Genomic DNA, 21,470 nt, shown 5'->3' with positions numbered 1-21,470 from the left:
GACGGAACGGGGGTGCACGACGTCAGGACCCGGGGGCCACGGGGGAACACACGGGGTCACGGGGAACGGGTCCGACGGATGCACGGAAGACGCCGGTCCGGTGGAGTTCGCAGGGGGATGCGAACTCCGGCGGCCGGCGTCTTCGTGTTCTCCCGGAGCCCGGGCCCTCAGTGCCCGCTGACCCGCCCGTGCAGCAGCAGGGACAGCGCCGAGTGGACCTCGTCGATCGACCGCTCCGGCTGGAACGCCTGCCAGTCCAGCGCCGCCACCAGCACCATCCCGACCAGGGCCGCGGCCGTCAGCGGGATGTCGATCTCCTCGCTCAGCTCACCGCTGCGCACCGCCTCGCGCAGCACGTCCTCCACCACCGCGACAGCCTCCTGCCGCACCACCAGCAGCGTGGACTGCCAGGCGCGGTTGGTGCGCCAGAGCTCGGCCACGTACAGCTGGGTGAAGGCCGGGTAGCGGTCGATGAAGGCGAGGCCGGCCCGGATCATCGCGTCCAGTGCCTCGACCCGGGTGCCGCCGCGCTCCTCCGACTCCTCGGCGGCGGCCCGCAGCGAGGCCGTCAGCAGCCCGACGCCGTGCCGGAGCAGCTCCTCGAACAGTTCGGTCTTGCTCTTGAAGTTGTAATAGACCGTGCCCTTGGCGACCCCGGCCCGCTCGGCGATCTCGTCGACGGTGGTCGCCGAGAAGCCCTTCTCGGCGATGAGGGTCACCGCCGCCTCGTAGAGCCTCTGCCGGGTGGCCTGGCGGCGCGTGGTGCCACTGCTTTCCATGAGGCCGATTCTCCCAGCTTCCGGGGCGCTCACAGGCTCAGCTCCGGGTGCAGCCGGCTCAGGCTCCACACCTGCTTGCGGCGGGCGGTGAACGCGGTCAGGGCGAGGGCGCCGACGGTGAAGGCTCCCAGCACCGCGCAGCCCAGCCAGACCGGGCCGAGGGGACCGCCGGTGATGAGCCTGCGCAGCCCCTCGACGACGTACGTCATGGGCAGGTACGGGTGGATCGCGCCGAAGAAGCCGGGGCTGGTCTGGACGGGGTACGTGCCCCCGGCCGAGGTCAGCTGGAGCATCAGCACGACCAGCACCAGGATGCGTCCCGCCGCGCCGAAGCAGGCGTTCAGCCACTGCACGATCGCACCGAAGCAGCAGGTCACCAGCGCCAGGAAGGCGATCGTCCCGGCGGAGCGCTCCATCTCCAGGCCCAGGCCCCAGTGCAGGACGGCCATCAGGGCGCCGACCTGGAGGAGGCCGATCGCGGCGACCGGGAGCCATCCGGCGAGGGCGATCCGCCAGGCGGAGGCACCGGTGGACAGCGCCCGCCTGTTGAGCGGCTGGATGATCATGTACGCCACCATCGCGCCGACCCAGAGGGAGAGCGGGATGAAGTACGGGGCGAAACCGGTGCCGTAATTGGGTGCCGCGTGAAGGGACTTGGAGGCCAGTTTCACCGGGTCGGCCATGACGTCGGTACGGGCGTCACGGTCCTTCTTGTCGTAGTCCGGGATCTTCTCCACGCCGTCGTTGAGTCCCTGGGCGAGCTCGGCCGAGCCGTCGCCGAGCCGGAACAGCCCGCCGTCCAGGTTCTCCGCGCCCGTCTTGAGCTTGCCCATGCCGGTGTCCAGGTCGGCGGAGCCGGTACGGGCGCTGCCGAGGCCGGTGTGCAGGTCCGCCGCGCCCTTGGCGACCTTCTGGGCGCCGGTGTTGAGGGCGTTGACGTCCTTGACCGCCTGCTCCAGGTCGTTGTCCAGGGCCGGTGCGCGCTTGGACAGCGCCTCGGCCTGCTTCTGGAAGGCGGCCAGGTGGGTGTTGAGCTTCTTCAGATCGCCGTTCTGGTTGGTGACCAGGGTGTTCACATCGGCGGCGATCTTCGCGACGTCGACGGCCGTGGTCTTGGCGCGCTCCAGCGGCGGGCAGACCGCGGCGTCGGGCTCTTCGGCCTCCACACACTGGGTCCGGTGGATCTCCGTCAGGTCGTCGGCCGCCTTCTTGGCCTCGACCGCGGCGGTGGGCGCGCTCTTCACGAGCACGTCGAGGTTGTGCCGTACGGCCTGGGAGGTGTCGGCGACCAGCCGGGCGGTGTCCCCGATGGACTTCCCGTTGTCCTTGAAGAAGGGGCGGACATCTCCGGCGATCTTGTTGACCTTGTCGGCCAGCGCCTGGGTGCCGCCGGCCACCTGCCGCGAGCCGGAGGCGAGTTCGCCCGCCCCGCTGTCCAGCTTGCCGATCCCGTCGGAGAGCCGCTTGCTGCCCGCCTTGGAGTCCTTGAGGCCGTCCGCGAGCTCCTTGGAGCCCTTCTTCGCCTTCGATATGCCGCCCTTGAGCTCGTCGGCGCCCTTGGCCGCGTCGGCGGTCTTGTCGTGCAGATCGGAGAAGTTGACGAAGATGCGGTCCAGGAAGCCCCGCGAGGCGTTGGTGGAGGCGGCGTTGCGCACCTCGCCGAAGACCGTCTTGGAGATCTGCCCGACGATGTAGTTGTTTGCGTCGTTCGTCCGCACCTGGAGCGCGCCCGTCTCGGGGGAGTCCCCGCCGCTGGACGCGATCTTCTTGCTGAAGTCGGCCGGCATCGTCAGCGAGAGGTAGTACGTCCCGTCCTCGACGCCCTTGTCCGCCTCCGCGGAGCTCACCTCATGCCACGCGAACACCTTGGAGTCGAGGAGCTTGTCGCTGATCTCGTCCCCCGCGTTGAGCCGCTTGCCGTCGTTCGTGGCCCCCTTGTCGTTGTTGACCAGGGCGACGGGCAGCTTGTCGAGGTTCCCGTACGGGTCCCAGAACGAGAACAGGTACAGGGCGCCGTAGAGCAGCGGCAGGAGCAGCAGCGCGACCAGCGCGGCGGCCGGCAACTTCCCCCTGCGGAACCGCCTCAGCTCAAGCGCGGCCAGTTTCGGCGAACGCATCGGCCGTCTCCTCTTCGGTGGTGGGTGCGGTCGGGGCCTCGTCGGCGGCGGGCGTGGTGCGGACGATCCGGGCGTCCTCGGGGGCTTCGCTGCACACGGCGAGCACGGTGGTGCCGGAGTCGGCGATCGAGCGCAGCGTCAGCCAGGCCTCGGCGCGTTCGGCGGGGGAGAGCTTGAGGTCGGCGTCGTCCAGGGCCAGCACCCTCGGGGTGCCGATCATCGCCAGGGCGACGGAGAGCCGCAGCGCCTCCAGCCGCTCCAGATCCCGTACGGAGGTCCGTTCGGCCTTGGGCAGGGTCGCGGGGTCCAGCCCCGCGGCCTCCAGCGCCGCGTCGATCCGGGCCCGGGCGGTGGCCCGGCGCTCGGCGCGCGGGCGCAGCAGGGTGCGCAGCGAGGCCCCGTAACGGCCCTGGAGCAGGGCCCGTTCGCGCAGGTGCTCGGCGACGGTGAAGGCGGGGTCCAGCTCGCTGACGCCGGGCACCGGGCCCAAGGCCGCGATCCGGCGGACGGCGGCCGCCTTGCGGGGCAGTGCGAGTCCGCCCACTTCGGCGCTGCCCTCGGTGGCACGCATACGACCGGTCAGAGCGAGCAGAAGGCAGGTACGGCCGGAGCCGGACGGCCCCTCGACCGCGACGAGCGACCCCGGCGGAGCGCTGAACCCCACGTGGCGGAAGACCCAGCCGCGCGGCCCCTTGAGTCCGAAGTCCTCGGCGCCGACCGCGGCGCCGTGCGGGCTCTCCACAGACCCTCCCCTGATTCGTCCGTGATCCGGTCGCCACTCTTTTGAACTGACCGGTCAGTGCAAAAAGTTAGCCCGAACTCGCGCTCGAAGCAAAACGGCAGGTCAGGCAAGGGTTCTGACCGATTGTCAGTGGGGCCCGCCACCATGGACACATACGGCCATGGAGCCGTCACACGACGACAGGAGGTTCGTCATGGCCAGCTCGTCCGCAGCCGCCGCCCCGCGGCGCCGCGCAGGCAGCCCTGCCCCCTCACTGACCGGTCCCGCCGACGATGTGCACCCCGTGCTGCGCCGCACCACGGCACCGCCCGCCGCCCTCGACCTGCTCGCCAAGGCCCGCACCGGCCTGGACGAGGCCGCCGTGCTCCACGAACCGAACGAGCGCTACGCCACCGCCCACCTCGCGGCCCTGCGCACGGCGGCCGCCGTGCTGGCCGCCCGTGGCCGCCCCGAGACGAACAAGCGCGACCGCGACCGCATCCGGAGCGTCTGGGAGGTCCTCCCGGAGGCAGCCCCGGAGCTGACCGACTGGAGCGACCTCTTCGCCGCAGGGGCGCCCCGCCGGGCCCGTGCGGAGGCCGGCATGCCCGGCGCCGCCGACGACCGGGACGCGGACGACCTGCTCCGCGACGCCGCCCAGTTCCTGCGCCTGGTGGAGCGGCTGCTGGTCCTCCAGCCGGTGCTCCCGCAGCCGAGGACGGGGAGGCAGGCCACGGGGTGAGACGGGCCGGTGCCGGATGACCGGGACGGCGGTGCGAGGCAATAGGGTGGTCAACGCTCACATCACCACCTGCACTGTTCACGCTCCGCCGTCCCAGGCGGCACCGTGCCGAGGAGTCATCTGCCGTGTCGGACCAGCTGCGCCCCCGCGCCTCCCTCCGTACCGCCGTGGTCTGGGAGGTCCTGAAGGACGCTCTGGACCGTCAGGTCAAGGCGGCCGGCCGGGACGCCCTGGATGTTCTGGACACCGGCGGCGGCACCGGCAACTTCGCGGTGCCCGCCGCCCGGCTCGGCCACCGCGTCACCGTCGTCGACCCCAGCCCCAACGCGCTCTTCGCGCTGGAGCGCCGCGCCGCCGAGGCCGGGGTCGCCGACCGCGTCCGGGGCGTCCAGGGCGACATCCTCGGCCTGTTCGACGTCGTGGAGCGCGGCGGCTTCGACGCGGTGCTCTGCCACGGCGTCCTGGAGTACGTCGACGACCCCGCCGAGGGCGTACGGAACGCGGTCGCGGCCCTGCGCCCCTCCGGCGCCCTCAGCCTGCTCGCCGCGGGCCTGGGCGGGGCCGTCCTGGCCCGCGCGCTGGCCGGCCACTTCACCGAGGCCCGGCAGGCGCTCGCCGACCCGGCGGGCCGCTGGGGCGAGGGCGACCCGGTGCCCCGCCGCTTCACCGCCGAGCAGCTCACCGAGCTGGTCTCCGGGGCCGGCCTGGAGGTCGGCGCCGTGCACGGCGTGCGGGTCTTCGCCGACCTCGTACCGGGCGTTCTGGTGGACACCGAGCCCGGCGCCATGGACGCGCTCCTCAAGCTCGAAGCCGCCGTCGCCGAGCTGCCCGCCTTCCACTCCGTCGCGACCCAGCTGCACGTTCTCGGCGAGAAGCGCCCCTGAACCAGCCCCGCGGACCGGCCCCCGGGAGCACCCGCGCGGGCCGGTACGGGGCTGATCAGCAACGAAGCTGCACACGGAGTGGGACGCGGGACCCCCGTAGCGGGCAGGAGCCCCGTATGATCGGGTGACACCATCCGGCATGACGGATCGGTCGTCGGGGAATCTACGCCTCAGCAGCCGAGCCGACATAGCGGTCCGGACTGGCTGAACGCTAGAGGGCGGGTTTCACGGGGGCGAATCCCTGCCTATCCTGGAAGGGCCGCATACCGGTCGCCCCCGCGGCCGACGACGAGGAGGATCCCGTGCCGCTCTCGGAGCACGAGCAGCGCATGCTCGAGCAGATGGAGCGAGCGCTGTACGCCGAAGATCCCAAGTTCGCGACAGCGCTCGAGGGAACCGGGCTGCGTACGTACACCCGGAAAAGGGTCTACCAGGCGGTCGCTGGCTTCCTGGTGGGTATCGCGCTCCTCATGGCCGGAATGGTCGCCCAGCAGATCTGGATCAGCGTGGTGGGGTTCCTCGTCATGCTCGGCTGTGCCGTGCTCGCGGTCACCGGATGGCGCAAGGCGCCCAAGCCCGGTGAACAACAGCAGGCCGCCGCGGACAGCGGGGACAGCGGCTCGCGCCGCCGACCGAGACAACGCCGGTCGATGATGAACCGCATCGAGCAGCGGTGGCAGCGCCGCCGCGACGAACAGGGCCAGTAGGACTCCTGTCCCAGGCCCGGCCCCGGAGCACATCACGGGGCAGGGCCTGCCGGGCACGACGCAGGACCTATGCACCTACGGGTGAGGGGCGGCCGCATTTCTGCGGCCGCCCCTCACCCGTTCCACCACGTAGGCCTCCCGGCCCGCGCCTCAGCCGTGCTGGCGTGACAGCCTGCGCCACCGGGCCGTCCAGCGGCCGCGCCCCGGACGGTCCGTCCACCGCTGGACGAGCGAGGTCCACCGGTCCGAGACCGCCCACACCACCCGGACGGCCGAGCGGGGTGCGAGCCTCGCCCGCAGCCGTGCGCCCCGGCCCGCGTTCGCCTCCAGGCCCGCCCGTACCGTCAGCGCGTCCTCGGTCAGACCGGCTGCGGGGCGCGGCTCGGGGGCGTACAGCACCTGTTCCACCGCGCCCGCGATCCGGTGCACGGCCTCGGCCGCCATGATGTCGAGACCGCCCAGCCGCACGATCCGGGCCGCCGCCTTCCGGGGCGTCAGCGACTCGTCCGGCGCGATGCCGTAGTCCCAGGCGCAGTCGGTGATCTCCTGCCAGGCGGCCAGGGCCCTGGCCGCCGCGTCCGCGGGCGTACGCCCCCCGGAACCGAGCCGCCGGTTTCTCGCCCGGATCCGCCAGAGCAGCGGCAGCAGAGGAAGCAGCAGGACCAGGAGCGCCCCGAGGACCACCAGCAGGACCGTCCCGGCCGGGGTGCCCCGGTCGGTCGGGGCCGTCGCGCCGGGTGCGGCGGAGAGGCCGCACTCACCCTGTCGGCGCATCTGCGGCGAGCAGCTTTCCGGGGCGGACGGGACCGCGGACGGGGCGGCGGTCGCGTCGGCCGACGGCTGCGCCGGATCGCTCGCGCCACCCGTGGGGGTCTCCGGCAGGGTGTACGCCGGGGCCGACCCCCGGCTCGGGGTCGGCTCGAACCGGGTCCACCCGACGCCCTCGAAGTACAGCTCGGGCCAGGCGTGCGCGTCGCGCAGTCCGACCGAGTACGAGCCGTCCCCCTTGAGGGTGCCCGGGGTGAACCCCACCGCCACCCGGGACGGGATGTCCAGGGTCCGGGCCATCGCGGCCATCGTGAAGGAGAAGTGGATGCAGAACCCCTCCTTGTCACGGAGGAACCGCGCTATGGCCGAGGAGCCCGTCCCCGAACTGACCGAGGTGCTGTACCTGAAGCCGCCCTCGGAGGCGAACCAGCTCTGGAGCTTCACGGCCCGCTCGTAGGCGTTGGCCGAGCCCTCGGTGATCTTCTCGGCCTCCTCGGCCACCACGTTCGGCAGCGAGTCGGGGACCTGGGTGTACTCGCTGCGCAGCCCCTGCGGCGGCGATCCGGCCGCCGCCAGCTGGGCCGCGGTCGGCTGCACGATCAGGCTGGAGACCTCGTACTGCGCGCCGCCGGTGTTCTGCCCCTTGTCGCCGATGAGCGTGCGGCCCTCCGGCTCGTACCGCCAGCGGCCGCCGATCGCCACCTCGCTCGCCGGATAGGGGAGCGGCAGATAGTTCTGCTGGTAGGAGGGCGAGGTCGAGATGTTCGTCCGGATCTCGGTGACGTCGACGTCCCGGCCCAGACCGGTGGGCTGCGGGAGGCGGTCCGGCACATCCGTCAGACGGCGGGTCGAGGAGCGCCACTCGCTGCCGTTGAACTCGTCCAGGGCGATGATCCGCAGATAGAGGTCGCGCGGGTCCTGGGCGTTGGTGCGGTACGTCATCACCTCCCGGTCCTCCGGCTGGTTGAGGTTGTCCTTGAGGGAGACCAGCGGGTTCACCGCGGTGATGGTGCCGCCACCGCTGCCCTTGCCGCTCCCGCCGCCCCGGCCGCCCAGCAGACCGCTGTCCAGGGCGGGCAGGGCGAGGGGGACCACCAAAGCGATGCCCAGCGCCAGCACACCGATGCGCCGCCCGGTGCGGACCGGTGCGGACGTACCGCCGCCCCGGCCGGACAGGCCGTCCGACAGCCCTCCCGGCGACCGGCTCGCACCGCCGAAGACGCGCCCCCACTGGGAGAGCCGGTCGCGGCCCTCGGCCAGCAGGAGGAACAGATAGCCGCAGGCCGCCAGCAGGAACCAGAGCCACCCCGTCCCGCCGTCGCCCAGTCCGGCGGCGACCGAGTACAGGGCGAGCAGCGGCAGTCCGGCCGGGGCCGCGCTGCGGAAGGTCACCGCCAGGGCGTCCACCGCCAGCCCGATCAGCACCACCCCGCCGACCACCATCAGCCGGATGCCGTCCGTCATCGGGGCCGGGACGGCGTACGTACCGATGTCCTCGCCGCCCGCCACCAGCAGCTCACCGAGGCGCATGACGGCCTGCGGGCCCGGGACCACACCGAACAGGGCCTGGTCCCGCGCGAAGACCACGGTCAGCAGCAGCAGGGTCACCAGCGCCTGGGCGGCGATCGTCAGCGACCGGGCCAGCGGGACCCGGCGGGCGAGCGCGCCCACCCCGCCCTGGACCCCGAGCAGCAGCGCCGCCTGGAGGAGCCAGCCGGCCCCCTCCACCAGCGGGAGCAGCGCCCCCGACGCCAGGAGTGTCGCGGCGAAGGCGCAGAGCGCCAGCCGGGTCCGCCCGCTCATGACCATCCCCCCGGGAAGCCTGTCGAACCGCCGTTCCCGGCGGACTGGGTGTCGGTGCGCATCTGGCCCGCCAGCTGCCACAGTGCGGGCAGCTCGGCCCCGGGCTCCACGGGCACCACGATCCAGCCGGCCTCGCGCAGCCGGCGCACCCGCTCCTCGGCCCGGGCGGCCGTCGGGATCACCGAGAGCTCGGCGCCGCCGGACCAGCGGGCGCTGTCCAGGACGAAGGCGACCGCCGCCCCGGTGCGCTGCCGCATCCGGGCCGCCACCGAGGTCTGCTCCTCGTCGAGATCGCCGAAGAACGCGATCAGCAGCCCCTCGTTGCCGCCGCGCAGCACGTCGTGGGCGCGGGAGAGGCCGCCGCCGTCGGAGTGGCCGACGACCGCGAGGGTGTCCAGCATCAGGCCCGCCGAGTCGGCGGACTCCTGGGTCGACCCCGCGAAGCCGTCGGACCCCTCCCCGGGCACCGCGTTCCCGTCGTCCGTGAGCAGCCGTACGGCGAAGCCGCGCTCCAGCATGTGCACCAGGGCGGAGGCCGCCCCCGAGACGGCCCACTCGAACGCCGAGTCGGGCCCGGCACCCACGTACCCGACCTGCCGGGTGTCCAGCAGCACCGTGCAGCGGGCCCGCTGGGGCTGTTCCTCACGGCGGACCATCAGCTCGCCGTAGCGGGCGGTGGAGCGCCAGTGGACCCGGCGCAGATCGTCGCCGTGCCGGTAGCCGCGCGGGATGATGTCGTCCTCACCGGCCAGCGCGAGCGAACGCTGCCGCCCGTCGCCGTACCCCGACGCCTCGCCCGCCAGCCTCAGGGTGGGCAGCGCCACCGTGCGCGGGATGACCACGAGGGTGTCGTACGCGCTGAAGGAACGGGTCAGCTCGCACATCCCGAACGGGTCGCTGAGCCGCAGCTGCAACGGGCCCAGCGGATAGCGGCCGCGCAGGTCGGAGCGGACCCGGTAGGACACCTCACGCCGGCCGCCCGCCTCCACCCGGTCCAGCACGAACCGGGGCCGGGGCCCCAGCACGTACGGCACACGGTCCTGGAGCATCAGCAGCCCCGTGGGGAGCCGGGACACATTGTCCATCCGCAGATGCACCCGGGCCTCCGAGCCCGTGGGCACCCGGGACGGCGTCAGCCGCCGGGTACCCGTCACCCGGTAGCGGGTGCGGTAGAGCACGACCACGCAGACCAGGGGCAGCACGGCCAGCAGCAGCCCGACGCGCAGCAGGTCCGCCTGGCCCAGGACGTAGGCGCAGACGGCGGCGGCCACCCCGGCGGCGAGGAAGGACCGCCCCCGGGTGGTGAGCCCGCCGAAGGCCGCGCGCAGACCGCCCTTGCTGGAGCCGTCCTGCACGGCGCCGGGCTCGCCGGCCGTCATCACAGCCGCCGGGTGCCGGGCGGCTGCTGGCCGTACAGCGGGCGGCCCGGCTCGTGCGCGCCCTGCGCCGGGGGCACGGGGCCACCCGGAGAGGTCGGGACCGGGGTGCGCTGGATGATCTCCAGCACCACCTGTTCCGCCGTGCGGCGGTTCAGCTGGGCCTGCGCGGTGGGCAGCAGCCGGTGGGCGAGCACGGGCGCGGCCAGCGCCTGGACGTCGTCCGGCAGGGCGTAGTCGCGGCCGCTGAGCGCCGCCGAGGCCTTCGCGGCGCGCAGCAGGTGCAGCGTGGCGCGGGGCGAGGCCCCGAGTCTGAGGTCCGGGTGGCTGCGGGTGGCCCCGACCAGCTCCACCGCGTACCGCCGCACGGCGTCGGCGACGTGCACCGTACGGACCGCGTCGATCAGCTTCACGATGTCGTGGGCGTGCGCCACCGGCTGGAGGTCGTCCAGCGGGGAGAGGCCCCCGTGCACGTCCAGCATCTGGAGCTCGGCCTCCGGGCTCGGATAGCCGATGGAGACCCGGGCCATGAAGCGGTCGCGCTGGGCCTCGGGCAGCGGGTAGGTGCCCTCCATCTCCACCGGGTTCTGGGTGGCCACCACCATGAAGGGGTCGGGCAGCTCGTACGTCTTGCCGTCGATGGTGACCTGGCGCTCCTCCATCGACTCCAGCAGCGCCGACTGCGTCTTCGGCGAGGCGCGGTTGATCTCGTCGCCGATCACGATCTGCGCGAAGATCGCGCCGGGCTTGAACTCGAAGTCGCGCCGCTGCTGGTCGAAGATCGACACACCGGTGATGTCCGACGGCAGCAGGTCCGGCGTGAACTGGATGCGCCGCACCGAACAGTCGATGGACCGCGCCAGCGCCTTGGCCAGCATCGTCTTGCCGACCCCGGGCACATCCTCGATGAGGAGGTGCCCCTCGGCGAGCAGCACGGTCAGCGAAAGCCGTACGACCTCAGGCTTGCCCTCGATCACACCCTCCACCGACCTGCGCACCCGCTCCGCTGTGGTGGTCAGATCTGTGAGGCTCGCTCGATCGTCATAGGTCGTCACCCGGCCCTCCTCGGCCCTTTTTGCGCATGGACCGGTGTGCGTACCCGCCCGGCCCACCCCGAAATACGGACACTCCTCCGGAAGGCCCGGTGGAGGTCACCCACGCATTCTTGTTGCCGTTACCGCTTCGTGTCACTCGCCTGTGGATAAGTGGGTGCGAAATGTCAGTCTCTGCCGTGTTTCGCCGGGTGGGCCGGGCGGGCGGATGGTCAGGCGGGCTGGATCTCGCGGAGGAGACCGGTGGTCACGTCGAAGACGAAACCGCGGATGTCGTCGGTGTGCAGGAGGAACGGCGAGGTCCGCACCCGCTGCATCGACTGGCGTACGTCCTGGTCGGCGTCCGTGTAGGCCTCCACCGCCCAGACCGGCCGCTGGCCGACCTCGCGCTCCAGGTCCTGCCGGAACTCCTCGGTGATGGACTCCAGGCCGCAGCCCGTGTGGTGGATGAGGACGATGCTGCGGGTGCCGAGCGCCCGCTGGCTGATGGTGAGCGAGCGGATGACGTCGTCGGTGACGACCCCGCCGGCGTTGCGGATGGTGTGGCAGTCGCCGAGTTCGAGACCCAGCGCGGCGTGGAGGTCGAGACGGGCGTCCATGCAGGCGACGATGGCGACCTGGAGGACCGGGCGGGCGTCCATGCCCGGGTCGCGGAAGTCCTTCGCGTACGTGGAGTTCGCCTGGACCAGCTGATCGGTGACCTGGCCCCCCTCGCGGACCGCCGCGGCGGAGGACGTCACGGACTCGGCGGGGGAGTGAGCAGAAGTCGACATGGCTACGACGTTAGCCTTCCCACCTGGCCCGGGTGGGCTGTGAGAGCGGACAAAGAACGTCAACGCGCCTTGTTGTGAGCTAACCCACAAGCACCAGGAAACGCGCCCGTTCGGGTGGCGTTGCCGCTTCCGGACGGGTGGCACGACTCGCTGCCCGGTTCGTTGATCGCGAATCGATCGAATGGCAGGGTGGACTAAAGTAACGCGAAGTCACCACCCTGAATCCGCACCACCCGCACTCCGCACACCCTGCACCTCCTGCATATTCCGTTTTTCCCCCGTGATGTGCGGCGTACGTGCGGCCCGGCCCTCTCCCGCTCTCGGTCGGCCGACGCCCCTTCCCCGGCGCCGGCGGACCTCCCCTTCAGAGCGGGCGGGGACCAGGACGTACGTACCGGCCGCGCGGGACAGAGCCTGAGAGGGCGCATTGAGCCAGACCCGACACGTCCCGGTGATGCTCCAGAGGTGTCTGGACCTGTTGGCCCCGGCTCTTCAGGACCCGGCCCACCCGGAGCCCGTGGTCGTCGACTGCACCCTCGGCCTCGGCGGCCACAGCGAGGCGCTCCTCGAAGCGTTCCCCACCGCCCGGCTGATCGCCCTGGACCGGGACAAGGAGGCACTGCGGCTCTCCGGTGAGCGGCTCGCCCGCTTCGGCGACCGCGCCACCCTCGTCCACGCCGTCTACGACGAACTCCCCGACGTACTCGCCCGGCTCGGCGTCCCCAAGGTGCGGGGCGTCCTCTTCGACCTCGGCGTCTCCTCCATGCAGCTGGACGAGGCCGACTGCGGCTTCGCGTACGCCCAGGACGCCCCCCTCGACATGCGGATGGACCAGTCCACCGGCATCGGCGCCGCCGAGGTGCTCAACACCTACCCGCCCGGCGAACTCGTGCGGATCCTGCGCGCGTACGGCGAGGAGAAGCAGGCCAAGCGGATCGTCTCCGCCGTCGTGCGCGAGCGCGAGAAGGAGCCGTTCAGCAACAGCGCCCGGCTCGTCGAGCTGATCCGCGACTCCCTGCCGCAGGCCGCCAAGCGCACCGGCGGCAACCCGGCCAAGCGGACCTTCCAGGCCCTGCGCATCGAGGTCAACGGCGAGCTCGGCGTCCTGGAGCGGGCCATCCCGGCGGCCGTCGCGAGCCTCGCGGTCGGCGGCCGGATCGCCGTGCTGTCCTACCACTCGCTGGAGGACCGGCTGGTCAAGCAGGTCTTCGCGGCCGGCGCCGCCAACACCGCGCCCCCCGGCCTGCCCGTGGTCCCCGAGCGCTACCAGCCCCGCCTCAAGCTCCTGACCCGCGGCGCCGAGCTGCCCACCGAGGAGGAGGTCGCCGAGAACCGGCGCGCCGCCCCCGCCCGGTTCCGCGGTGCCCAGCGCATCCGGGAGGACGAGCGATGAGCACCACGGGGGGCGCGCGGTGAGCAGGCCGGCCGCACCGCTGAAGGGGCGGGCCGGACGGCTCGCCCGGCTGATGCCGTCCGCGTCGCCCAGCAGCGCGGCCCGCACCCCCTTCGTGCTGCTGGTCGTGCTCCTCCTGGGCGGCGGGCTCATCACCCTGCTCCTGCTGAACTCCGCGCTCAACGAAGGATCGTTCAGGCTCAGCAAGCTCAAGCGGGACACCACCGAGCTCACCGACGAGCAGCAGGCCCTCCAGCGCGACGTCGACAGCTACTCCCAGCCCGACGCCCTGGAGCGCCGCGCCCGGGAACTGGGCATGGTCCCCGGCGGCAGCCCCGCCTTCCTCAACCCGGACGGCACGGTCCGCGGAGTCCCCACGAAGGCCACCGCCCCGCCGCCCAGCCCCAGCCCCACCCCGAGCCCCGAGGCGACACCCGAAGGCGGTGCGCAGGCCGAAAGCGCGGACCCCACGGCCCCCACCGACCCCGCCGCCCCCTCCGGCTCCGCGAGCCCCTCACCGGGCGCATCCGCCGCGCCGGGAGCCCAGGGAGCCCCCGAGGCCCAGGGAGCCCCGGCGACCCCCGGCGCCCAGGCCGACACCGCCCCCACCGAGCCCGAGGCCCAAGGCGCCCCCGCCTCGGAGAACACCCCGGCGACCCCGCCCCCGACCACCCCCGGCAGGTGACGCAGTGCCGCCCAAGGAACCGCCGCGCCGCCGCGTACCCGGCCCGGCACGCCCCCGCAGCGGGGCCGACGGCCGCTCCGGCGCACGCCCCCCGGCCCGCCGCCCCCGCCCCGCCCCCGGCCGCACCACCGCACGCGGGCGCGCGCCCCGGACCTTGCGGCTGGGCAGCCCGCGCCCCCGGCTGCGGCTGGTCAGCCTCGGGCTGACGCTGGTCATGCTGCTCTTCGTGGCCCGGCTCCTCCAGGTCCAGGCCGTCGACGCCACGGCGTACGCGGCCAAGGCCGAGAAGAACCGCTACCTGGAGTACACGGTCGCCGCCGAGCGCGGGGAGATCACCGACCGCAGGGGCGTCGCGCTGGCCACCAGCGTGGACGCGCACAACATCACGGCCGACCCGAAGATGTTCACACCCGAGGACAGCAAGGCCCCCGACGCGCCCCAGCAGGCCGCCGCCCTGCTCGCGCCCATCCTCGGCAAGGACGTCGACGAGCTGGTCAAGAAGCTCTCGGCCCCCAAGAGCCGCTACACCGTGCTCGCGTACCGCCAGACCCCCCAGGTCTGGAAGCAGATCAAGGACCTCAAGGCCGTCTTCGCCGAGAAGGCCGCCGAGGACAAGCTGAACGGCGGCACGGGCGCCAACGTCCTGGCCGGGGTCCTCCAGGAGCCCACCACCAAGCGGGTCTACCCCAACGGGGACCTCGCCGCCGGGATACTGGGATTCGTCAGCGCCGACGGCAAGGGCGGCGGCGGCATCGAATCGCAGCTGGACAAGGAGCTCGCGGGCGAGGACGGCAAGATCCGCTACGCCCAGTCCGGCGGCCGCCGCGTCCCCACCGCGGGCAGCAGCGAGATCCCGGCCGTGCCCGGCTCCGACATCGAGCTGACCATCGACCGCGACATCCAGTGGGCCGCCCAGAAGGCCATCAGCGACCAGGTCGCCCAGTCCAAGGCCGACCGCGGCTACGTCATCGTGCAGAACACCCGGACCGGCGAGCTGCTGGCCATGGCCAACGCGCCCGGCTACGACCCCAACGACCTCTCCCAGGCCACCTCGGCGTCGCTCGGCAACGCGGCCCTCCAGGACGTGTACGAGCCCGGCTCCACCAGCAAGGTCATGTCGATGGCCGCCGTACTGGAGGAGAAGGCCGCCACGCCCGGCACCCATGTCACCGTCCCCAACCGGCTGCACCGAGGCGACCGGCTCTTCAAGGACGACGTCGACCACCCCACCTGGTACCTCACGCTCAACGGGGTCCTCGCCAAGTCCAGCAACATCGGCACCATCCTGGCGACCGGTCAGCTGGGCAAGACCCAGGCGGAGTCCAACCAGGTCCTCTACTCCTACCTGCGCAAGTTCGGCCTCGGCGCCAAGACCGGGCTCGGCTACCCCGGCGAGTCGCCCGGCCTGCTGGCCCACCCCAAGGACTGGTCGACCTCGCAGCAGTACACGATCCCCTTCGGCCAGGGCCTCTCGCTCAACGCCGTCCAGGCCGCCTCGGTCTACTCCACCATCGCCAACGGCGGTGTCCGGATCGCCCCCACCCTCGTACGCGGAACGAAGGGTGCCGACGGCCGCTTCACCGCCGCCGAGGCCCCCGAGGAGACCCGGGTGGTCAGCGAGAAGACCGCCAAGACCCTGGCGACCATGCTCGAATCCGTCGTCGACGACCAGGAGGGCACCGGCACCAAGGCCGCCATCCCCGGCTACCGGGTCGCGGGCAAGACCGGCACCGCCAACCGGGTCGACCCGGTCCGCGGCGTCTACAAGGGGTACACCGCCTCCTTCGCCGGCTTCGCCCCGGCCGACGATCCGCAGATCACCGTCTACTGCGCGATCCAGAACCCCACCAAGGGAAGCTACTTCGGCGGCCAGATCTGCGGCCCGATCTACAAGCAGGTCATGGAGTTCGCACTCAAGACGCTCCAGACCCCACCGTCCGGCAGCAAGCCGCCCCGGCTGCCGGTGTCCTTCAAACCCGGCGAGTGAACACGGGGATGCGCGAGCATCTCCTCCAAGGGAACCCTCAGTGACAACCATCACCCCCGATCCCGGGAACCGGAACGAGAACTTCCCGGGACCCGGTCCCTCGCTTCGCGAGAGCCCGCACCGGCCCGGTACGCTCACCGCCGTGCCCCACGCTGATCAGTCCCAAACCTCTCAGAAGGACGCGCCTGTGACCTACCCGGGAGCGCCCCGACCGGACCGGCTCCGGCCCACCCCCCTCGGCGAGCTGGCCGCCCGGCTCGGCGTCGACGCGACGGGAGCCGGTGACGTCACCGGCATCACCCACGACTCGCGGGCTGTGCGCCCCGGAGACGTGTACGCGGCCCTGCCCGGCGCCCGGTTCCACGGCGCCGACTTCGCGGCCCAGGCCGCGGGCCTCGGTGCCGCCGCCGTCCTCACCGACCCGACGGGCGCCGAACGCGCCGCCGCGACCGGCCTGCCGGTCCTCGTCGTCGAGGACCCGCGCGCCGTCATGGGCGAGCTGGCCGCCGACATCTACGGGCGGCCCGGCATCGGCCTCCTCCAGATCGGCATCACCGGAACCTCCGGCAAGACCACCACCGCGTACCTCGTCGAAGGCGGACTGCGCGCGGCGGGCCGGCCCACCGGGCTCATCGGCACCGTCGAGATGCGCATCGGCGACGAGCGCATCAAGTCCGAGCGCACCACCCCCGAAGCCACCGACCTCCAGGCCCTCTTCGCCGTCATGCGCGAACGCGGCGTCGAGGCCGTCGCGATGGAGGTCTCCAGCCACGCCCTGGTGCTCGGCCGGGTCGACGGCTGCGTCTTCGACGTCGCCGTCTTCAACAACCTCAGCCCGGAGCACATGGAGTTCCACTCCGGCATGGAGGACTACTTCCAGGCCAAGGCGCAGCTCTTCACCCCCGAGCGCAGCCACCGCGGCGTGGTGAACTTCGACGACGAGTACGGCCGCAGGCTCATCACCGAGTCCGGCGTCCCCGTCACCACCTTCTCCGCCGAGGGCCACCCGGACGCCGACTGGCACGCCGAGGACGTCCAGGTAGGCCCGCAGGACAGCACGTTCACCGCCGTCGGCCCCAAGGGCGAGCGGATCACCGCCCGCGCCCCGCTGCCCGGCCCGTTCAACGTCGCCAACACCCTGGCCGCGATCGTCACCCTGGCCGTCGCGGGCGTCGACCCGCAGACCGCCGCCGACGGCATCGCCGCCGTCCCCGGGGTCCCGGGCCGCCTGGAGCGGGTGGACGCCGGACAGCCGTACCTCGCCGTCGTCGACTACGCGCACAAGACCGACGCCGTCGAGTCCGTGCTGCGCTCCCTTCAGAAGGTCACCGAGGGCCGGGTGCACATCGTCCTCGGCTGCGGCGGCGAACGCGACACCACCAAACGCGGCCCGATGGGCGCCGCCGCGGCCCGCCTCTCCGACACCGCCGTACTGACCTCCGACAACCCCCGCTCCGAGGACCCCCTCGCGATCCTCGCCGCGATGCTCTCCGGCGCCGCCGAGGTCCCCGTCCACGAACGCGGCGACGTCCTGGTCGACGCCGACCGCGCCTCGGCCATCGCCGCCGCCGTCGCCCGCGCCGAACCGGGCGACACCGTCCTCGTCGCCGGCAAGGGCCACGAGCAGGGCCAGGACATCCACGGGGTCGTACGCCCCTTCGACGACCGCAAGGTCCTGCACGACGCCATCGAGCGGTCCCTGGGGCGCACCGGCGCCGCGGACCGTGCCCCTCACCACGAGAACAACAGTCAGGGATGACCAAGTGATCACCCTTTCCCTCGCCGAGATCGCCGAAATCGTCGGCGGGCAGCCGCACGACATACCGGACCCGGCAGTCACCGTCACCGGACCCGTCGTCATCGACTCCCGCGAGGTCGCGCCCGGCAGCCTGTTCGCCGCGTTCGCCGGCGAACGCGTGGACGGCCACGACTACGCGCAGCGCGCCGTCGAGGCGGGCGCGGCAGCCGTCCTGGCCGCCCGTCCCGTCGGCGTTCCGGCGATCGTCGTGGACGACGTCGTCGGCGCGCTCGGCGCGCTGGCCCGTACCGTCGTCGAACGCCTCGGCACCACCGTCGTCGCGCTCACCGGCTCCGCGGGCAAGACGTCCACCAAGGACCTGATCGCGCAGCTCCTCCAGCGCAAGGCCCCCACGGTCTGGACGCCGGGCTCCCTCAACAACGAGATCGGCCTGCCGCTCACCGCCCTGAGCGCCACTTCCGAGACCCAGCACCTGGTCCTGGAGATGGGCGCCCGCGGCATCGGGCACATCCACTACCTCGCCGACCTCACCCCGCCCCGCATCGGCCTGGTCCTCAACGTGGGCTCCGCCCACCTCGGGGAGTTCGGCAGCCGCGAGGCGATCGCCCAGGCCAAGGGCGAGCTGGTCGAGGTGCTCCCCGAGGACGGCTGCGCCGTGCTCAACGCCGACGACCACCTCGTACGCGCGATGGCTTCGCGCACCAAGGCCCGGGTCCTGCTCTTCGGAGAAGCCCCGGAAGCGGACGTACGGGGCGAGAAGGTCCGGATGACCCCCGACGGGCGGCCCGCGTTCGAGCTCCACACACCCACCGGGTGCAGCGACGTGACCTTGCGCCTGTACGGTGAGCACCACGTGTCGAACGCGCTCGCCGCGGCCGCCGTCGCCCATGAGTTGGGCATGTCCGTGACCGAGATCGCCGAGGCGCTCTCGGAGGCGGGCACCCTCTCCCGCTGGCGCATGGAGGTCACCGAGCGTCCGGACGGTGTGACGGTCGTCAACGACGCCTACAACGCGAACCCCGAATCCATGAGAGCCGCACTGCGTGCGCTGGCTGCCATGGGCCAGGCCCGAGCGGCCGACGGGGGGCGCACCTGGGCGGTGCTCGGTCAGATGGCCGAGCTCGGTGACGCGTCGCTCGCCGAGCACGACGCGGTCGGACGGCTCGCCGTCCGGCTCAACGTCAGCAAGCTCGTCGCTGTCGGGGGGAGAGAAGCCTCCTGGCTGCAACTGGGCGCATATAACGAGGGTTCGTGGGGTGAGGAGTCGGTGCACGTGTCCGACGCACAGGCGGCCGTCGACCTGCTGCGCAGTGAACTGCGCCCGGGAGACGTCGTGCTGGTGAAGGCGTCCCGGTCGGTCGGCCTGGAGAAGGTCGCCCAGGCACTGCTGGAGAACTCGACCGAGGGCGAGGTCGCCGGCCGATGAGGCAGATCCTCTTCGCGGGGGCCATCGGGCTCTTCCTGACCCTGGTCGGGACCCCGCTGCTGATCAAGCTGCTGGCCCGCAAGGGATACGGGCAGTTCATCCGGGACGACGGCCCGCGCACGCACGGCAGCAAGAAGGGCACGCCCACGATGGGCGGCATCGCCTTCATCCTGGCGACGATCATCGCGTACTTCCTCGCGAAGGTGATCACCGGCGAGGACATCCGGTACTCCGGCGTCCTCGTGCTGTTCCTGATGGCCGGGATGGGCCTCGTCGGCTTCCTCGACGACTACATCAAGATCGTCAAGCAGCGTTCGCTGGGCCTGCGGGCCAAGGCGAAGATGGCCGGGCAGCTGATCGTCGGCATCGCCTTCGCGGTGCTCTCGCTCCAGTTCGCCGACTCCCGGGGCAACACCCCCGCCTCCACCCGGCTCTCCTTCGTGGAGGACTTCGGCTGGTCGATCGGCCCGGTGCTGTTCTGCGTCTGGGCGCTGTTCATGATCCTCGCCATGTCCAACGGCGTGAACCTCACGGACGGCCTGGACGGACTGGCCACCGGCGCCTCGGTGATGGTCTTCGGCGCCTACACCTTCATCGGCCTCTGGCAGTTCCAGGAGTCCTGCGCCAACGCGGCCAACCTGACCAACCCCAGCGCCTGTTTCGAGGTACGCGACCCACTCGACCTCGCCGTCGTCGCCTCGGCCCTGATGGGCGCCTGTTTCGGCTTCCTGTGGTGGAACACCTCGCCCGCCAAGATCTTCATGGGCGACACCGGCTCGCTCGCCCTCGGCGGCGCCCTCGCGGGCCTGGCGATCCTGTCCCGGACCGAGTTCCTGCTCGCCATCCTCGGCGGCCTCTTCGTGATGATCACCATGTCCGTGGTCATCCAGGTCGGTTCGTTCAAGATGACCGGCAAGCGGGTCTTCCGGATGGCACCGCTCCAGCACCACTTCGAACTCAAGGGGTGGTCCGAGGTCCTTGTGGTGGTCCGGTTCTGGATCATTCAGGGCATGTGCGTGATCGTCGGCCTCGGCCTCTTCTACGCGGGATGGGCAGCCAAGAAGTGAGCACCGTGGACTGGCAGGGCAAGCACGTCACCGTCGCAGGACTCGGTGTCAGCGGCATCCCCGCGGCCCGCGCCCTGCACGAGCGCGGCGCGCTCGTCACCGTCGTCAACGACGGCGACGACGAGCGCGCCCGCGCGCAGGCGGCCGAACTGGAGGCGCTCGGCATCACCGTGCGCCTCGGCGACGGCGCCACCCTGCCGCCGTCCACGGAACTCGTCGTCACCGCCCCCGGCTGGCAGCCGGACAAGCCGCTCTTCCTGGCTGCCGCCGAGGCGGGCGTCGACATCTGGGGCGACGTCGAACTCGCCTGGCGGCTGCGCGGGACCAACGGCCGCAAGGCCGCGCCCTGGCTCGCCGTCACCGGCACCAACGGCAAGACCACCACCGTACGGATGCTGGCCTCGATCCTCGAAGCGGCCGGCCTGCGCACCGCGGCGGTCGGCAACATCGGCGTATCGCTGCTGGACGCGGTGCTCGGCGAGCAGGAGTACGACGTCCTGGCCGTCGAACTCTCCAGCTACCAGCTGCACTGGGCGCCCTCCCTGCGCGCCCACTCCGCCGCCGTCCTCAACCTCGCCCCGGACCACCTCGACTGGCACGGCTCCATGGAGGCGTACGCCGCCGACAAGGGCCGGGTCTACGAGGGCAACACGGTCGCCTGCGTCTACAACGCGGCCGACCCCGCCACCGAGGAGCTGGTCCGCGAGGCCGACGTCGAGGAGGGCTGCCGGGCCATCGGCTTCACCCTGGGCACCCCCGGTCCCTCGCAGCTCGGCGTGGTCGACGGCATCCTCGTCGACCGGGCCTTCGTGAAGAACCGCCAGAAGCAGGCCCAGGAGCTGGCCGAGGTCTCCGACGTCAACCCGCCGGCGCCGCACAACATCGCCAACGCGCTGGCCGCCGCCGCCCTCGCCCGCGCCTTCGGCGTGGAACCGGCCGCCGTCCGCGACGGGCTGCGCGACTTCCGCCCCGACGCCCACCGCATCGAACACGTCGCGGACATCGCCGAAGTCGCCTACGTCGACGACTCCAAGGCCACCAACACCCACGCCACCGAGGCCTCGCTGGCCGCCTACGACTCCATCGTCTGGATCGCGGGCGGCCTCGCCAAGGGCGCCACCTTCGACGAGCTGGTCACCGGCGCGGCGAAGCGGCTGCGCGGGGTCGTGCTGATGGGCGCCGACCGCGCGCTGATCCACGAAGCCCTGACGCGACACGCCCCCGAAGTCCCGGTGGTCGACCTCGACCGGACCGACACTGGGGCGATGTCCGAGGCGGTGGAGCACGCCGCCCGGCTCGCGCGGCCGGGCGATACGGTACTGCTGGCCCCGGCCTGCGCCTCGATGGACATGTTCACCAACTACAACAAGCGGGGCGAGGCGTTCGCGGACGCGGTCCGCGCACGCGCCGAGACGAGCGCCTGACCGACCG

General features: G+C 72.4%; 17 protein-coding genes. 10 read left to right on the top strand and 7 right to left on the bottom strand.

The genetic code is table 11. The annotated features are described in order from the left end of the window. Nucleotides 1-167: 167 nt before the first annotated feature. From GTY67_RS07080 to GTY67_RS07070, 3 genes are read right to left on the bottom strand one after another with little or no spacing between them, the layout of a single operon-like run. Nucleotides 168-779, bottom strand: a complete 612-nt coding sequence (locus tag GTY67_RS07080; RefSeq protein WP_093692959.1) for a TetR/AcrR family transcriptional regulator — start codon at nt 777-779, stop codon at nt 168-170. Between the two features lie 29 nt (nt 780-808). Further along, on the bottom strand, nt 809-2,896 hold the full coding sequence (locus GTY67_RS07075; protein ID WP_161278121.1) for a YhgE/Pip domain-containing protein: 2,088 nt from the start codon (nt 2,894-2,896) through the stop codon (nt 809-811). Continuing rightward, complete coding sequence (locus GTY67_RS07070) at nt 2,868-3,638, bottom strand: ATP-binding cassette domain-containing protein (RefSeq protein ID WP_093692957.1); 771 nt, start codon at nt 3,636-3,638, stop codon at nt 2,868-2,870. The genes GTY67_RS07075 and GTY67_RS07070 overlap by 29 nt, the downstream gene beginning before the upstream one ends. A 193-nt stretch (nt 3,639-3,831) precedes the next feature. Between GTY67_RS07070 and GTY67_RS07065 the strand changes: the two genes are divergently transcribed. The 3 genes from GTY67_RS07065 to GTY67_RS07055 all read left to right on the top strand — a co-directional run bounded on the left by GTY67_RS07065 (nt 3,832) and on the right by GTY67_RS07055 (nt 5,950). Continuing rightward, complete coding sequence (locus GTY67_RS07065; protein WP_093692956.1) at nt 3,832-4,359, top strand: SAV_6107 family HEPN domain-containing protein; 528 nt, start codon at nt 3,832-3,834, stop codon at nt 4,357-4,359. Nucleotides 4,360-4,484: 125 nt separating this feature from the next. Continuing rightward, nucleotides 4,485-5,243, top strand: a complete 759-nt coding sequence (locus GTY67_RS07060; RefSeq protein ID WP_093692955.1) for a methyltransferase — start codon at nt 4,485-4,487, stop codon at nt 5,241-5,243. Nucleotides 5,244-5,545: 302 nt separating this feature from the next. Beyond that, nucleotides 5,546-5,950 carry a DUF3040 domain-containing protein gene (locus GTY67_RS07055; protein WP_093692954.1) on the top strand — a complete coding sequence of 135 codons (405 nt, stop codon included), beginning with the start codon at nt 5,546-5,548 and terminating at the stop codon, nt 5,948-5,950. A 150-nt stretch (nt 5,951-6,100) separates the two neighbouring features. On the opposite strand, the gene GTY67_RS07050 is transcribed toward GTY67_RS07055, so the two are convergent. From GTY67_RS07050 to GTY67_RS07035, 4 genes are all read right to left on the bottom strand, one after another. Next, entirely contained in the window at nt 6,101-8,521 is a 2,421-nt protein-coding gene (locus GTY67_RS07050; protein ID WP_161278120.1) for a transglutaminaseTgpA domain-containing protein, read from the bottom strand. Continuing rightward, nucleotides 8,518-9,900 carry a DUF58 domain-containing protein gene (locus tag GTY67_RS07045; protein ID WP_161278119.1) on the bottom strand — a complete coding sequence of 461 codons (1,383 nt, stop codon included), beginning with the start codon at nt 9,898-9,900 and terminating at the stop codon, nt 8,518-8,520. Before GTY67_RS07045 ends, GTY67_RS07050 begins: the two co-directional genes overlap by 4 nt. After that, nucleotides 9,900-10,952 (bottom strand): MoxR family ATPase, encoded by a 1,053-nt coding sequence (locus tag GTY67_RS07040; protein WP_161278118.1) that lies wholly within the window; start codon nt 10,950-10,952, stop codon nt 9,900-9,902. Before GTY67_RS07040 ends, GTY67_RS07045 begins: the two co-directional genes overlap by 1 nt. Nucleotides 10,953-11,161: 209 nt before the next feature. Further along, nucleotides 11,162-11,722: a carbonic anhydrase gene (locus GTY67_RS07035; RefSeq protein ID WP_093692951.1), complete on the bottom strand. Its 561-nt coding sequence runs from the start codon at nt 11,720-11,722 to the stop codon at nt 11,162-11,164. Nucleotides 11,723-12,149: 427 nt separating this feature from the next. On the opposite strand from GTY67_RS07035, the gene rsmH reads away from it, so the two are divergent. From rsmH to murD, 7 genes are all read left to right on the top strand, one after another. After that, nucleotides 12,150-13,115, top strand: coding sequence for a 16S rRNA (cytosine(1402)-N(4))-methyltransferase RsmH (gene rsmH / locus GTY67_RS07030; RefSeq protein WP_161278117.1), 966 nt, complete (start codon nt 12,150-12,152; stop codon nt 13,113-13,115). Between the two features lie 19 nt (nt 13,116-13,134). Next, on the top strand, nt 13,135-13,800 hold the full coding sequence (locus tag GTY67_RS07025; protein ID WP_161278116.1) for a septum formation initiator: 666 nt from the start codon (nt 13,135-13,137) through the stop codon (nt 13,798-13,800). Between the two features lie 4 nt (nt 13,801-13,804). Next, nucleotides 13,805-15,787 carry a penicillin-binding protein 2 gene (locus GTY67_RS07020; RefSeq protein WP_161278115.1) on the top strand — a complete coding sequence of 661 codons (1,983 nt, stop codon included), beginning with the start codon at nt 13,805-13,807 and terminating at the stop codon, nt 15,785-15,787. A 187-nt stretch (nt 15,788-15,974) separates the two neighbouring features. Continuing rightward, entirely contained in the window at nt 15,975-17,546 is a 1,572-nt protein-coding gene (locus GTY67_RS07015; RefSeq protein WP_343238646.1) for a UDP-N-acetylmuramoyl-L-alanyl-D-glutamate--2,6-diaminopimelate ligase, read from the top strand. A gap of 4 nt (nt 17,547-17,550) precedes the next feature. Continuing rightward, complete coding sequence (gene murF / locus GTY67_RS07010) at nt 17,551-18,972, top strand: UDP-N-acetylmuramoyl-tripeptide--D-alanyl-D-alanine ligase (protein WP_093686653.1); 1,422 nt, start codon at nt 17,551-17,553, stop codon at nt 18,970-18,972. Beyond that, entirely contained in the window at nt 18,969-20,039 is a 1,071-nt protein-coding gene (mraY, locus tag GTY67_RS07005) for a phospho-N-acetylmuramoyl-pentapeptide-transferase (RefSeq protein ID WP_093686654.1), read from the top strand. The genes murF and mraY overlap by 4 nt, the downstream gene beginning before the upstream one ends. Further along, the gene (gene murD / locus GTY67_RS07000; protein ID WP_202461345.1) at nt 20,021-21,463 is read left to right on the top strand and encodes a UDP-N-acetylmuramoyl-L-alanine--D-glutamate ligase; all 1,443 of its coding nucleotides are present in this window, start codon (nt 20,021-20,023) and stop codon (nt 21,461-21,463) included. The genes mraY and murD overlap by 19 nt, the downstream gene beginning before the upstream one ends. Nucleotides 21,464-21,470: the final 7 nt, after the last annotated feature.

Source organism: Streptomyces sp. SID8374 (genome assembly GCF_009865135.1).
GTDB lineage: Bacteria > Actinomycetota > Actinomycetes > Streptomycetales > Streptomycetaceae > Streptomyces.
This window is presented reverse-complemented; position numbering and strand designations above follow the sequence as displayed.